Annotated in this window: 10 protein-coding genes and 4 tRNA genes; 2 read left to right on the top strand and 12 right to left on the bottom strand. The window is 59.5% G+C overall.

Annotation, left to right across the window (positions count from 1 at the left end; translation table 11 throughout):
• Window positions 1-23 precede the first annotated feature (23 nt).
• A complete protein-coding gene (locus tag ACQZ2L_RS12715; protein ID WP_430326325.1) occupies window positions 24-1064 on the top strand; it encodes a patatin-like phospholipase family protein in 1041 nt (346 codons plus the stop codon).
• A 73-nt stretch (window positions 1065-1137) separates the two neighbouring features.
• Here the strand turns inward: ACQZ2L_RS12715 and ACQZ2L_RS12710 are convergent, their stop codons facing one another.
• The 11 genes from ACQZ2L_RS12710 to ACQZ2L_RS12660 form a co-directional block, all read right to left on the bottom strand.
• Window positions 1138-3009 carry a SurA N-terminal domain-containing protein gene (locus ACQZ2L_RS12710; RefSeq protein ID WP_430326324.1) on the bottom strand — a complete coding sequence of 624 codons (1872 nt, stop codon included), beginning with the start codon at window positions 3007-3009 and terminating at the stop codon, window positions 1138-1140.
• A 180-nt stretch (window positions 3010-3189) separates the two neighbouring features.
• Window positions 3190-3462: an HU family DNA-binding protein gene (locus ACQZ2L_RS12705; RefSeq protein ID WP_101321070.1), complete on the bottom strand. Its 273-nt coding sequence runs from the start codon at window positions 3460-3462 to the stop codon at window positions 3190-3192.
• A 170-nt stretch (window positions 3463-3632) separates the two neighbouring features.
• Window positions 3633-6029 (bottom strand): endopeptidase La, encoded by a 2397-nt coding sequence (gene lon / locus ACQZ2L_RS12700; protein ID WP_101321072.1) that lies wholly within the window; start codon window positions 6027-6029, stop codon window positions 3633-3635.
• A 153-nt stretch (window positions 6030-6182) separates the two neighbouring features.
• Window positions 6183-7466 carry an ATP-dependent Clp protease ATP-binding subunit ClpX gene (clpX, locus tag ACQZ2L_RS12695; RefSeq protein ID WP_101321075.1) on the bottom strand — a complete coding sequence of 428 codons (1284 nt, stop codon included), beginning with the start codon at window positions 7464-7466 and terminating at the stop codon, window positions 6183-6185.
• Between the two features lie 108 nt (window positions 7467-7574).
• Window positions 7575-8216 carry an ATP-dependent Clp endopeptidase proteolytic subunit ClpP gene (clpP, locus tag ACQZ2L_RS12690; protein ID WP_101321077.1) on the bottom strand — a complete coding sequence of 214 codons (642 nt, stop codon included), beginning with the start codon at window positions 8214-8216 and terminating at the stop codon, window positions 7575-7577.
• A 91-nt stretch (window positions 8217-8307) separates the two neighbouring features.
• Window positions 8308-9621: a trigger factor gene (gene tig / locus ACQZ2L_RS12685; RefSeq protein WP_430326323.1), complete on the bottom strand. Its 1314-nt coding sequence runs from the start codon at window positions 9619-9621 to the stop codon at window positions 8308-8310.
• Between the two features lie 234 nt (window positions 9622-9855).
• On the bottom strand, window positions 9856-10161 hold the full coding sequence (locus ACQZ2L_RS12680; protein ID WP_430326322.1) for a DUF6388 family protein: 306 nt from the start codon (window positions 10159-10161) through the stop codon (window positions 9856-9858).
• Window positions 10162-10322: 161 nt separating this feature from the next.
• Window positions 10323-10398 (bottom strand) — tRNA-His (locus ACQZ2L_RS12675).
• Between the two features lie 33 nt (window positions 10399-10431).
• A tRNA-Leu gene (locus ACQZ2L_RS12670) sits at window positions 10432-10516 on the bottom strand.
• A gap of 57 nt (window positions 10517-10573) precedes the next feature.
• A tRNA-His gene (locus tag ACQZ2L_RS12665) sits at window positions 10574-10649 on the bottom strand.
• A 50-nt stretch (window positions 10650-10699) separates the two neighbouring features.
• Window positions 10700-10776: transfer RNA gene (locus ACQZ2L_RS12660), tRNA-Arg, on the bottom strand.
• Window positions 10777-11045: 269 nt separating this feature from the next.
• On the opposite strand from ACQZ2L_RS12660, the gene folD reads away from it, so the two are divergent.
• Window positions 11046-11900, top strand: a complete 855-nt coding sequence (gene folD / locus ACQZ2L_RS12655; protein ID WP_101321083.1) for a bifunctional methylenetetrahydrofolate dehydrogenase/methenyltetrahydrofolate cyclohydrolase FolD — start codon at window positions 11046-11048, stop codon at window positions 11898-11900.
• A 141-nt stretch (window positions 11901-12041) separates the two neighbouring features.
• On the opposite strand, the gene ACQZ2L_RS12650 is transcribed toward folD, so the two are convergent.
• Window positions 12042-13742, bottom strand: a complete 1701-nt coding sequence (locus ACQZ2L_RS12650) for a putative bifunctional diguanylate cyclase/phosphodiesterase (RefSeq protein WP_430326321.1) — start codon at window positions 13740-13742, stop codon at window positions 12042-12044.
• Window positions 13743-13910 lie beyond the last annotated feature (168 nt).

The raw sequence follows: 13910 nt of genomic DNA, 5'->3' as shown, positions 1-13910 counted from the left end.
TTGCACAGCCGCGAGGGAATGACATGAGTAAACGCGTTGCATTGGTGCTGGGTTCGGGCGGTGCACGAGGCTATGCGCACATCGGGGTGATCGAAGAAATCGAGCGCCGCGGCTACGAGATATCCTGCATTGCCGGCTGCTCGATGGGCGCGGTGGTTGGCGGTATCTATGCGGCCGGCAAGCTCGATGACTATCGCCGCTGGATCGAGAGCCTGGATTACCTGGATGTACTGCGGCTGGTCGATGTGAGCTTTCGCCTGGGTGCGATTCGCGGTGACAAGGTGTTTGGCCAGATCCGCAAGATTGTCGGTGAAATCAACATCGAACAGCTGCGCATCCCCTATACGGCGGTGGCCACCGATCTCACCAATCAGCAGGAAATCTGGTTTCAGGAAGGCTGCCTGCACCAGGCCATGCGCGCCTCAGCGGCAATCCCAAGCCTGTTCACTCCCGTCGTGCAGGGAAACCGCATGCTGGTCGACGGCGGCATTCTCAATCCGCTGCCGATCGTGCCGGTGGTTTCCAGCCACTGCGATCTGATCATCGCGGTCAACCTCAACGCCACCAACCAGAATCAGTACCAGCTGCCGGTGATCGAGCGCCCCGCCGCGTTCAAGAAGCGCTTCGACGCGCTGATGAGCTCGGTGGGCTCGCGCCTGCCGTTCCGCCGCAAGCCGGCAGAGCAGCTCAGCCGCATCGACCAGGCAGTGCTCGCCGAGAACCTGATCGCAAGCAATCCGTGGCTGGGTGAAGCGGCCAACCCCGAAGGCCAGCAACCCGCTGCGGCGCCCGAGAGTGGCGGCGCACCGCGCTCAGCAGCGGGCTCGTTCATCATCGACAACGTCGGCCCGGCGTCCCTGCTCGACCTGATCAACCAAAGCTTCGAGGTCATGCAGACGTCGCTGGCGCAGTACAAGATCGCCGGCTACCCGCCGGATGTACTGATCAACGTGCCCAAGCGGGTGTGCCAGTTCTTCGAGTTTTACAAGGCACCGGAGCTGATCGCCCTGGGCCGGGAAATCGCCCGCGACACGCTGGACGTCTACGAGGGCAAGCGGCGCTGATTACCGCGCATTTGCAGGCTGCAGAAACCAGACAGGCCGCATAAGCGGCCTGTCTGGTTTTGGGCAGATCAACTCAGTAACGAGTGATCTCGGCAGTCGCTGCCAACTGCTTGCGGTAAGCCGCGAAGTCCTGCTGACCGGCACGCGAAGCGAGGTAGCGGCGAATCTGCTGCTTCTCTTCGTCGGTGGCCGCAGCGCCTTCATTGACGCCGCGCAGCTGGACGACCACCAGGCTGCCATCGGCGAGCACGGCACTGGCGTATTCAGGCTTGTCCTTGCCGGCAGGCTTGGCCAGGCGGAACACTGCCTGCAGCTCGACTGGATCGATACCTTCCTGGCCGCGGCTGACCGCTTCCTGGACTTTCCAGCTCTGACCGTCATGACCAGCACCGGCGGCGATCGAACCGTCACGCAGACCGGCAATCAGTTTGTCAGCCTTGGCTTTGAGTTCGGCAGTCGCCTTCTCTTTGGCCAGGTGCTCGCTGATCCGTTGCGCGACTGCTTCCAGCGGCAGCTGCTCGGGCTTGCGGTGTTCTTTGACACGCAGCACCAGCACGGTCTCTGGATCCAGCTCGATGGCGCTGCTGTTGGCGCCTTCGTCGATCACTTCCTCGCTGAACGCGGCCTGGACAACCTGGCGGTTAGCGGTAATGCCGTCGCCACCTTCACGCCCGAACGGCGCCGAAGTCTGCACTTTCAAACCCAGGTCCTGAGCCGGCTGGGCCAGGTCGGAGGCTTCGAAGGCGGAGTCTTCCAGTTGTTTGGTCACTTCAACGAAGCGCTGCTCGACCTGCTGGGTTTTCAGCTCGCGGGTCAGCTTGTCTTTCAGGCTGGCGAAGGTCGGCACTTGCGGCGCCTCGACACCCAGCAGCTTGATCAGGTGATAACCGAACTCGCTGCGAACCGGCTGCGACACCTGGTCCTTGTTCAGCTTGTACAGAGCATCTTCAAACTCGGCGTCGTAAGCACCAGGGCCGGCGAAGCCAAGATCACCACCGCTGGCAGCGGAACCGGCGTCCTGCGAAAACTCCTTGGCCAGGGCGGCGAAGTCTTCACCTTTGGCCAGGCGCTGCTGGATCTCTTCGATCTTGGCCTTGGCCTGGGCGTCGCTGACCTTGTCGTTGACATCGATGAGGATGTGCGCGGCATGGCGTTGCTCGGCCAGGTTGGCGATCTCTTTCTCGTACAGCGCTTGCAGCTCGGCCGGGTCGACCTTGACCTGGTCGAAGAACGCCGACTTCTTCAGCTCGATGTAGTCGATGACGACCTGATCCGGCGTCATGAACTCCTTGGCGTGCTGGTCGTAATGCGCCTTGACCTCTTCATCACTGACCTTGACCGCAGCCGGGTTGGCCTTGAAGGTCAGCGAGGCGAAGTCGCGGGTCTGTTTTTCCAGACGCGCAAACGCCTCGACCTGTTTGTCGGTGACAAAGCTGCTGCCGGCAAGCCCGGTACGCAGCTGGCCGATGAGCATTTCTTCGGCGAGCATCTCGCGGAACTGCAGGCGCCCGTAGCCCATCTGGCGGATGACCTGGTCGAAGCGGTTTGCATCGAACTTGCCATCAACCTGGAACTCAGGCGTCTGCAGGATCACTTGATCCAGCGCGGCCTCGGAGAACGCAAATTTCGCGTCCTTGGCACCTTCCAACAGCAATTTGCGATCGATCAGGCCTTTGAGCGCTGCTTCGCGCAGCATTTTTTCGTCCAGCAAAGCAGGATCGAAGTCCTTGCCCAGCTGTTGCATCAGCTGGCGGCGCTGCATATCGACAGCCTGGCTCAGCTCGTTCTGGCTGATGGTTTCACCGTTTACCTTGGCGGCGTCCTGGCTATGGCTGGCGGCCTGAAAAATCGCCTCGAAGCCGGTCAATGCCATCAGCACGACGATAAGGCCGATGATGGTCTTGGCAATCCAACCCTGTGAATTGTCCCTGATATTCTGCAGCATGCGTCCCCCAGAAACGGTTGTACCACTGCGTCGTCAACCGCGGAGCGTGGGTAGAGTCCTGATAGAAGAAAGGCGCATCCGAAGATGCGCCTTCTCGAAGCGAGCGTGACGGCGGGAACGTTTGCGTCCCGCCGTCACGCGATTGGCCACGGTAGCGCCGCGGCCGGCTGAACAGACGACTTAGTTGACAGCGTCTTTCAGGCCTTTGCCAGGCTTGAAGCCAGGAACCTTGGCGGCAGCGATCTTGATCGCAGCACCGGTTTGCGGGTTACGGCCAGTGCGCTCGGCACGGTCTTTGACCGTGAAAGTACCGAAACCTACCAGAACCACGTCGTCGCCTTTTTGCAGAGCGCCCTGTACGGAGTCGATCACTGCATCCAGAGCCTTACCGGCGGTGGCTTTCGAAATATCAGCAGATGTGGCGATAGCGTCAATCAGTTCCGACTTGTTCACTCTAAGTCCCCTTATATCTCTAATTTAAGTATGTTTCTAAGTATGTAATTAATGCGTGTAAAAATTAGTGCGTGCAAAACGAGCGCTGGGTGGCCTGTTGACACGAGCGTGCCGCTTTATAGCAAGGGCCCGAAAAAACTGTCAAGGAAAGCCCCCCAGCGTGAGACGTATTAGTGCGTGCTGATTCTTTCCTTGGCATCGCTGTCGCGCTTGTCATCCTTCGCGACGATCTCCGGAGCCACATCTGGCAAGGGCTCGGGGGCGTATTGCAGCGCAATTTGGAGGACTTCGTCAATCCATTTGACCGGTTTGATCTGAAGATCCTGCTTGATGTTGTCCGGAATCTCTTTCAGATCACGAACGTTCTCTTCGGGAATGATCACCGTCTTGATCCCACCGCGGTGCGCCGCAAGGAGTTTTTCCTTGAGCCCGCCGATGGCCAGAACCTGACCACGCAAGGTGATCTCGCCGGTCATGGCCACGTCGGCGCGGACCGGAATCTGGGTCAGTGCCGACACCAGTGCGGTGCACATGCCAACGCCTGCGCTCGGGCCATCTTTCGGCGTCGCGCCTTCAGGCATGTGGATGTGAACGTCGCGCTTCTCGTGGAAGTCGGCGGCGATCCCCAGGCTACGGGCACGGCTGCGAACCACAGTCTGCGCCGCCGTGATCGACTCGACCATGACGTCACCGAGCGAACCGGTCTTGATCAACTGGCCCTTGCCAGGGATCACTACCGCCTCGATGGTGAGCAATTCACCGCCCACCTGGGTCCAGGCCAGGCCGGTCACTTGACCGATCTGATCCTGCTGCTCAGCCAGGCCGTAACGGAACTTGCGTACGCCCAGGTGATGCTCGAGCTGCTCGCTGGTGACCTTGACCTTCACCGATTTCTGCCCGCTGTGTTCCTTGACCACCTTGCGGCAGATCTTCGCAATCTGACGCTCGAGGCCACGCACACCTGCTTCGCGGGTATAGAAGCGGATGATGTCGCGGATTGCCGAGACATCGATGTCCAGCTCGTCCTTCTTCAGGCCGTTGGCCTTGACCTGCTTGGGCACCAGATACTTGACCGCGATGTTGATCTTCTCGTCTTCGGTGTAACCGGGCAGACGGATGACTTCCATCCGGTCGAGCAGCGCCGGCGGGATGTTCATCGAGTTCGAGGTGCACAGGAACATTACGTCGGACAGGTCGTAATCGACCTCCAGGTAATGGTCGTTGAAGTTGTGGTTCTGCTCGGGGTCGAGCACTTCCAGCAACGCCGAGGCCGGATCGCCGCGCATGTCACTGCCCATCTTGTCGATCTCGTCGAGCAGGAACAGCGGGTTGCGTACGCCAACCTTGGTCATTTTCTGGATCAGGCGGCCCGGCATGGAGCCGATATAGGTACGCCGGTGGCCACGAATCTCGGCCTCGTCACGCACGCCACCGAGGGCCATACGGACAAATTTGCGGTTGGTTGCGGTGGCGATCGACTCAGCCAGCGAGGTCTTGCCGACGCCAGGCGGGCCAACCAGACACAGCACTGGGCCACGGATCTTTTTCACCCGCTTCTGTACAGCGAGGTACTCAAGAATGCGCTCCTTGACCTCGTCCAGGCCATAGTGGTCGGCGTCGAGAATTTCTTCAGCCTTGGCCAGGTCCAGGCGGACCTTGCTCTGTGCTTTCCATGGCACCTGCACCAGCCAGTCGAGGTAGGTGCGCACCACGGTCGCTTCAGCCGACATCGGCGACATCTGCTTGAGTTTGTTCAGCTCAGCCTGAGCCTTGGTCAGGGCATCTTTGGGCAGGCCGGCGGCATCGATGCGCTTTTTCAGCTCTTCGACTTCGTTGTGGCCTTCATCGCCATCACCGAGCTCTTTCTGAATGGCCTTCATCTGCTCATTCAGGTAGTACTCGCGCTGGCTGCGCTCCATCTGCTTCTTGACCCGGCCGCGGATGCGTTTTTCCACCTGCAGCAGGTCGATCTCGCCATCCAGCAGGGCCAGCACGTGCTCGACGCGCGCCTGCAGGTCGACAATCTCGAGGATCTCTTGCTTCTGCTCGATCTTCAGCGCCATGTGCGCGGCCATGGTATCGACCAGGCGACCTGGCTCTTCGATGCTGTTGAGCGAGGACAGTACTTCAGCCGGGACTTTCTTGCCCAACTGCACGTACTGCTCGAACTGCGACAGCAAGCTGCGCACGAACACTTCCGACTCACGCTCTGGGGCGTCGGTTTCGTCGATCAGGCTGACGTCGGCACGGACATGCCCATCAACCTCGTTGAAACGCTCGACAGCGCCGCGCTGCTCGCCCTCGACCAGCACCTTGACGGTGCCATCGGGTAGTTTCAGCAGCTGCAGGACAGTGGCGATGGTGCCGACGCGGTACAGGGCGTCTTCACCTGGATCGTCATCGGCAGGGTTTTTCTGGGCCAGCAGCAGGATCTGCTTTTCGCCCGTCATCGCGGCTTCGAGAGCTTCGATGGATTTTTCGCGCCCCACAAACAGCGGGATAACCATGTGCGGGTAAACGACGACATCGCGCAATGGCAAAAGAGGCAAGTCGAGGGTTGTCTTCATGATTTCGCCTCTACAGCGGCCTTATGGCCGAATCCGGTGGAAATAGTGCTTGGACCTAATGTGGGGGTAGGTCCTTCAAATTACAAGCACTTAAGCGGGAAAAGCAGAAAGGGGCCCGAAGGCCCCTTTCATTTTTCACAACGGCTGCCTGAATCAGGCGTCCGGTGCGGCTTTGGCCTGCGGCTCGTTGTTCTCGTAGATGAGCAACGGCTGCGAGGTACCTTCGATGACGCTCTCGTCGATCACCACCTTGCTGACTTCCTTCTGCGAAGGAATCTCGTACATGGTGTCGAGCAACACGCCTTCGAGAATAGAACGCAGGCCACGGGCGCCGGTTTTGCGCTCCAGGGCCTTGCGCGCGACGGCCTTGAGGGCGTCGCTGCGGAACTCGAGGTCCACGCTTTCCATCTCGAACAGCTTGGCGTATTGCTTGGTAAGGGCGTTCTTCGGCTCGGTCAGAATCTGCATCAGCGCAGCTTCATCCAGCTCATCGAGGGTCGCCAGCACCGGCAGACGGCCAACGAACTCAGGGATCAGACCGAACTTGACCAGATCGTCAGGCTCGACTTCACGCAGGGATTCACCAACCTTCTTGCCTTCTTCCTTGCTGCGCACTTCTGCACCAAAACCAATGCCACCTTTGGTGGAACGGCCCTGGATGACCTTCTCGAGGCCAGAGAATGCGCCACCGCAGATGAACAGGATATTGCGGGTATCAACCTGCAGGAATTCCTGTTGCGGATGCTTGCGACCACCTTGCGGCGGCACGGAAGCCACGGTGCCTTCAATCAACTTCAACAGCGCTTGCTGCACGCCTTCACCCGAAACGTCACGGGTGATCGACGGGTTGTCCGACTTGCGCGAAATCTTGTCGATTTCGTCGATGTAGACAATGCCCATCTGGGCCTTCTCCACGTCGTAGTCGCACTTCTGCAGCAGCTTCTGAATGATGTTCTCGACGTCCTCACCCACATAACCGGCTTCGGTCAGGGTGGTGGCGTCGGCGATGGTAAACGGTACGTTCAGCAGGCGTGCCAGGGTTTCGGCGAGCAGCGTCTTGCCCGAGCCAGTAGGCCCGATCAGGAGAATGTTGCTCTTGCCGAGTTCGACTTCGTCGCCCTTCTTGTCACGCTGATTCAGGCGCTTGTAGTGGTTGTACACCGCTACCGCGAGCACCTTCTTCGCACGCTCCTGACCAATCACGTACTGGTCAAGGATGCCGCTGATTTCTTTCGGCGAAGGCAATTTGTGCGCATTGCTTTCGGCCTGGGCTTCCTGCACCTCCTCTCGGATGATGTCGTTGCACAGGTCGACGCACTCGTCGCAGATAAATACCGAGGGCCCAGCAATCAATTTGCGCACTTCGTGCTGGCTTTTGCCGCAGAAGGAGCAATAAAGCAATTTGCCGCTGTCCTCGCCGTTACGGGTGTCAGTCATTCGATCGATCCAATCCGGTAGGCTTGCAACACAAGATGAAGGCAATTGCGGGCTTTTTCAAGTCCGCAGGCAGGCGCTTTTGACGCCCGCCTGCTCTGGCCCTGAGGATCAGGACGCCAGTTGCCGCTTGTCGTATACCGAGTCGACCAGGCCGTACTCGGCCGCGCGCTGCGCGCTCATGAAGTTGTCACGCTCAGTATCACGCTGGATTGTCTCCAGATCCTGGCCGGTGTGGTAGGCCAGCAGCTCGTTGAGACGGGCCTTGATGCTGAGGATTTCCTGGGCGTGGATCTGGATGTCGGTGGCCTGACCCTGGAAGCCGCCAAGCGGCTGGTGGATCATGACGCGCGAGTTCGGCAGGCAGTGACGCTTGCCCTTGGCACCCGCGGTCAACAGGAAGGCGCCCATGCTGCAGGCCTGGCCGATGCAGATGGTGGAGACATCCGGCTTGATGAACTGCATGGTGTCGTAGATCGACATGCCCGCAGTCACCGAACCGCCCGGTGAGTTGATGTAGAGATGGATATCCTTGTCCGGGTTTTCCGCTTCGAGGAACAACATCTGCGCCACTACCAGGTTGGCCATGTAGTCTTCTACAGGACCTACCAGGAAGATCACCCGCTCCTTCAAGAGGCGCGAGTAGATGTCATAGGCGCGTTCGCCGCGGGCGGACTGCTCGACTACCATCGGGACCAGACCGCCTGCGGCCTGGATGTCAGAGCTCTGCTGAATATAAGAATTGCGGGACATGTCCTGCACTCACTCCCAAATAGTCATGGCTTGAATACGCACAAGCCAGCGCGAAGGCTGGCTTGTGGTGGTTTCCTACGAGAGCTGCAGATTACTCAGCTTCGGCAGGAGCCTGTGCTGGTTTTACTGCTTCTTCGTACGAGACCGATTTGTCGGTCACAGTCGCTTTCTGCAGGACAGTATCTACAACTTGCTCTTCCAGCACAACCGAACGCACTTCGTTCAGTTGCTGGTCGTTTTTGTAGTACCAGCTGATGACCTGCTCTGGCTCCTGGTAAGCGGAAGCCATTTCTTCGATCATCTCGCGAACCTTGCCTTCGTCAGGCTTGAGATCGAACTGCTTGACCACTTCAGCCACGATCAGACCCAGCACGACGCGGCGCTTGGCTTGCTCTTCGAACAGCTCGACCGGCAGTTGCTCAGGCTTGATGTTGCCACCGAACTGCTGAACAGCTTGCACGCGCAGACGGTTGACTTCGTTTTCCAGCAGCGCTTTTGGCACTTCGATCGGGTTGGCAGCCAGCAGGCCGTCCATGACCTGGTTTTTCACCTTGGTCTTGATCGCCTGGCGCAGTTCACGCTCCATGTTCTTGCGAACTTCGGTGCGGAAGCCTTCCAGAGTGGATTCCTTGATGCCGAACTGGGCGAAGAACTCTTCGTTCAGTTCTGGCAGCTGAGGTGCCGAAACACTGTTCACGGTGATGGTGAACTCAGCAGCTTTGCCAGCCAGGTCGAGGTTCTGGTAGTCCTCTGGGAAGGTCACGTTGACAACGCGCTCTTCGCCAGCTTTGGCGCCTACCAGGCCATCTTCGAAGCCTGGGATCATGCGGCCGGAGCCCAGCACCAGCTGGGTGCCCTTGGCCGAACCACCGGCGAACTCTTCACCGTCAACCTTGCCGACGAAGTCGATGTTGACCTGATCGTCGATCTGCGCAGCGCGCTCGACGGTTTCAAAGCGGGTGTTCTGCTTGCGCAGGACTTCCAGCATGTTGTCCAGGTCAGCGTCAGCCACTTCAGCGCTCAGGCGCTCGACGTTGATCGAGTCGAAGCCGGCAACGGTGAACTCTGGGAACACTTCGAAGATGGCAACGAATTCCAGATCCTTGCCTTTTTCGAACGACTTTGGCTCAACGGCCGGGGCGCCAGCCGGGTTCAGCTTCTGCTCAACCACAGCTTCGTAGAAGGACGACTGAACCAGGTCACCGAAGGCTTCCTGACGGGCAGCTTCTTCGTAACGCTGGCGGATCACGCTCATTGGCACCTTGCCAGGGCGGAAGCCCGCAACCTTGGCGCGACGGGCAGTCTGCTGCAGACGCTTGTTGACTTCGGTCTCGACGCGCTCGGCCGGGACGGCGATGGTCATGCGGCGCTCGAGAGCGGAAGTGTTTTCAACCGAAACTTGCATGGATATTCCTCGTTGCACAGACGTTAGCCGGCGAAAGCCCGACTCCAGAATCAAGGGCAAGCATTCTAGTGACTCACGCACCAGAAGTCACCCCACTCAAGACGACGGGAAACCTCGCCGATCGATTTCATGGAAAACCCTGCGCAAAATGCGCCAGGCCTCATCTATAAAGGGCTGCACGCAGGCAGTCGCAGCCCCTGACTGAAAAACCTTGTCAAACAAACACGACGGCAATCAGCCGTGCTCTGGGTCGATCTCGTTGAACGCGCAGTACTCATCCCACTCCATGCCCAACGCCTCGGCCACCTCGCGGTGCACCTCAAGACGCATGGCATGCAACTCTTCGGGGCTCTGCGCCACCAGTTGCAGGGTCAGCTCCCAGGGCTCGATACCCTGCTCCTGCGCTGCATCATCAAAGGCCCACTGGATCTGCTGAGCCTGCTCGTGCGGGCTCAATTCGCGGATCTCGTCGAGCATCTGCGGATTGGCCTCGGCAAAGCGTTGCAGTGCCAGCGCCTGGCGAGCTTCTTTGGCTATCATCGGGTATTTCCTCTGGCGGCACGTAACCGCAATTCAACCAGCTGAAATCTATCAGCTTTTATCTGGATTTCACCAGCACACCGTGCGCACCTGGCAGAGCAAAACTGCGACAAACAAAAAAGGCGCCCGATCATTCGATCAAGGCGCCTTTAATATAAATATGGGGTGGACGATGGGAATCGAACCCACGACAACCGGAATCACAATCCGGCGCTCTACCAACTGAGCTACGCCCACCATAGTGCAGTACTGCGTTGAAACCTTGAAGCATGGTGCGGATGAAGAGACTCGAACTCTTACAGCTTGCGCCGCTGGAACCTAAATCCAGTGTGTCTACCAATTCCACCACATCCGCATGCAACACTTAAATCAAAGGCGCCAGATTGTTCAATCAAGGCGCCTTCAAAAAATATGGGGTGGACGATGGGAATCGAACCCACGACAACCGGAATCACAATCCGGCGCTCTACCAACTGAGCTACGCCCACCATATAGCGGCATTACGTTACTGCATCACTTGCGTGCCTAAGCTGCCTAATGGCGCACCCGGCAGGACTCGAACCTGCGACCATCCGCTTAGAAGGCGGATGCTCTATCCAGCTGAGCTACGGGCACATAAGCAATCTGCCTAACCTCACAGGGGCTGGCAGCAACGCTGCGAACCACCCATTCTGCCCGACTTCGCCAACCAGTGATAGGCTGTGCCCGACAAGTGCGCCGAATGTTATAGACGAGCTGTAAAAGCGTCAACACCTTTCTCTAAAAAATCGAAATTATTGAAGGAGTTAGAGGATTTGCCCGACCACCCGCCTTTGCCCTCGGGCCGTGTCGTGCGAGAATGCGCCATTCTATCTGTTTCTTTCTCGATGGTTAATCACGCGTCTATGACTGCACACCTTATCGATGGCAAGGCGATCGCCGCCAACCTGCGCCAGCAGATCGCTCAACAGGTCGTGGAGCGCCGCCAGCAAGGCCTGCGCACGCCAGGCCTGGCAGTGATCCTGGTCGGCACCGATCCCGCCTCCCAAGTCTATGTATCGCACAAGCGCAAGGACTGCGAAGAGGTCGGCTTTATTTCCCAGGCGTTCGACCTGCCCAGCGAAACTTCCCAGCAAGCGCTGACCGACCTGATCGACCAGCTCAATGAGGACGCCGCAGTCGACGGCATTCTCCTGCAGCTGCCGTTGCCGGCGCACCTCGACGCCTCGCTGCTGCTCGAGCGGATCCGCCCGGACAAGGACGTCGACGGCTTCCATCCGTATAACGTCGGCCGTCTCGCCCAGCGCATCCCGCTGCTGCGCCCATGCACCCCGAAAGGCATCATGGCCCTGCTGGAAAGCACCGGCCAGGACCTGTACGGGATGGACGCTGTAGTTGTCGGCGCTTCGAACATCGTTGGCCGGCCGATGGCCATGGAGCTGCTGCTGGCTGGCTGCACCGTGACCGTTACTCACCGCTTCACCAAGGACCTCGCCGAACACGTCGGCCGCGCCGATCTGGTCGTGGTTGCGGCGGGTAAGCCGGGCCTGGTCAAGGGTGAATGGATCAAACCGGGCGCGATCGTCATCGACGTCGGCATCAACCGCCAGGAAGACGGCAAGCTGGTCGGCGACGTGGTCTACGAGACCGCCCTGCCCCGTGCTGGCTGGATTACACCGGTGCCAGGCGGCGTCGGCCCGATGACTCGCGCCTGCCTGCTGGAAAACACCTTGTATGCGGCGCAAGAGCTGCATAAGTAAGGAAAGCGCTAACAAGACTGGGTTTGGGGCCGCGCTGCGGCCCTTCGCGGGTGAACACGCTCCCACAAGTACTGCGCAGAGCCTGTGGGAGCGGGTTCACCCGCGAAGGGCCGCAGCGCGGCCCCAAATTGGCTCAACTGATCAGTTCCCGAGCACCCCACCCCGCCACTGCTCTGGCTGCACGTAGCCGTGCGCCCACACCAGCACATCCGCCGCTGGCATCGGCCGCGCAATCGCGTACCCCTGAGCCAAATCACAGCCCAGCGCCATCAATACCAGGCCATGCTCGTGAGTCTCCAGCCCCTCGGCGATGACCTCGCGACCAAAGGCCCGAGCCAGCCCGATCACCGCCCGGGTCAGAGCCAGGTCATCCTGATCATGCAAAATGTCCCGCACGAACGACTTGTCGATCTTGATCGTCTGCGCCTGCAATCGCTTCAGGTAGCTGAGCGAGGAATAGCCGGTGCCGAAGTCATCCAGCGAGAACCGCACCCCTAGGCCCTGACATGCCGCCAGGCATTGGCTGACGTGCTGAATATTCTCGATGGCGACTGACTCGACGATCTCCAGGTCCAGCAGTGCCGGATCGACTGCGGCATGCCGCCCCAGCAATTGCTCCAGACGCTCGGCAAAATCAGCGCGCTGCAAGTGACGCGCGGCGATGTTGACACTGACCGACCATTGATGACCTTGCCCATGCCAGCTCTGCAATTGCCCCAAAGCCTGCTCGATCACCCATTCGCCCAGCTCGACGATCAGGTCGGTCTGCTCTACCAGTGGCAAGAAATCGCCAGGCATCACCATGCCCTTGAGCGGGTGCCGCCAGCGCAGCAGCCCTTCAAAGCCCAGTACTTCACCGCTGCGCATATTCACCTTGGGCTGGTAATGCAGGCACAGCTCACTGTCATGCAAGGCCTGGCGAACCCGCGCCACGGTCTGGTGGGTTGCCTTGAGTTCAAGCTCCTGTGATACGTCGAACAGGTGGTAACGGTTGCGCCCGCGCTGCTTGGCGACATACATGGCCTGATCGGCGTGGCGCACCAGGGTGTCGGCATCCTCGTCATCCTGCGGAAACAGGGTGACACCGATACTCGCACTGACGATCACGGCCTGCTCGCGCAAGGGGTACGGTGCCGCCAGGGCATCAAGGATGCGCTGCAGGCCTGCATGCAGCTGATCACTGTCCTTTATATGGCGCAGGATCAGCACAAACTCATCGCCTGACAGCCGCGCCACCGAGTCGCCTGCGCGCAAGATCTTTTGCAGACGGCTCGCCACTTCAACCAGCAACCGATCACCCGCGGCGTGCCCGTAGCCATCGTTGACGGCCTTGAAACCATCCAGATCAAGCATGCACACAGCCAGCGGAATGCGTTCTCTGCGGGAAAACGCCAAGGCCTGATTGAGCAGATCGGACAGGTAGGCGCGGTTGGGCAGCCCGGTCAGCACATCGTGACCGACCCGCCACTGCAGGGTGTGCAGCAATTGGCGCTTTTCAGTCACGTCGAAGCGGATCGAAACGTACTTGCGAACCTTGCCCGAAGCCGGGTCAACCAGCGGCACCATGGTGCTGTCGACCCAGTACAACGAACCGTCCTTGGCACGGTTGCAGATCTCGCCTTTCCAGACTTGCCCGGCCACCAGTGCGCGCCACATCTCGAGAAAGAACTCAGGCTCGTGCAGGCCCGAGTTAAGGATGCGGTGGTTGGCGCCGAGCAGCTCCTCCCGACTGTAGCCCGAGATGCTGCAAAACTGCTGGTTGACGTAGGTGATACGCCCGCTCAGGTCGGTTTCGGAAAAAATCGCGGCCGCGTCCACGGCCGCGCGGTAGTTATCGTCCATATGCCATCCTGGCCCAGCGCTTGAACCGCTCCATCGATACAGATTAGACGGCCGCTCAAGCAAAAGCGGCGGATTCTACGTGTCCATGGCGAGAATGGAAATGAGGCCAACGCATAAGCCAATTGCTCGGCGCCATGCGGGTTCCAGCGATATTTGGCGCATCCGGCA

The sequence above is a fragment of the Pseudomonas shirazensis genome (assembly GCF_050496565.1).
Taxonomy (GTDB): domain Bacteria; phylum Pseudomonadota; class Gammaproteobacteria; order Pseudomonadales; family Pseudomonadaceae; genus Aquipseudomonas; species Aquipseudomonas shirazensis_A.
Note: the sequence above shows the minus strand (reverse complement) of the source record. Positions and strands in the feature narration are given on the sequence as shown.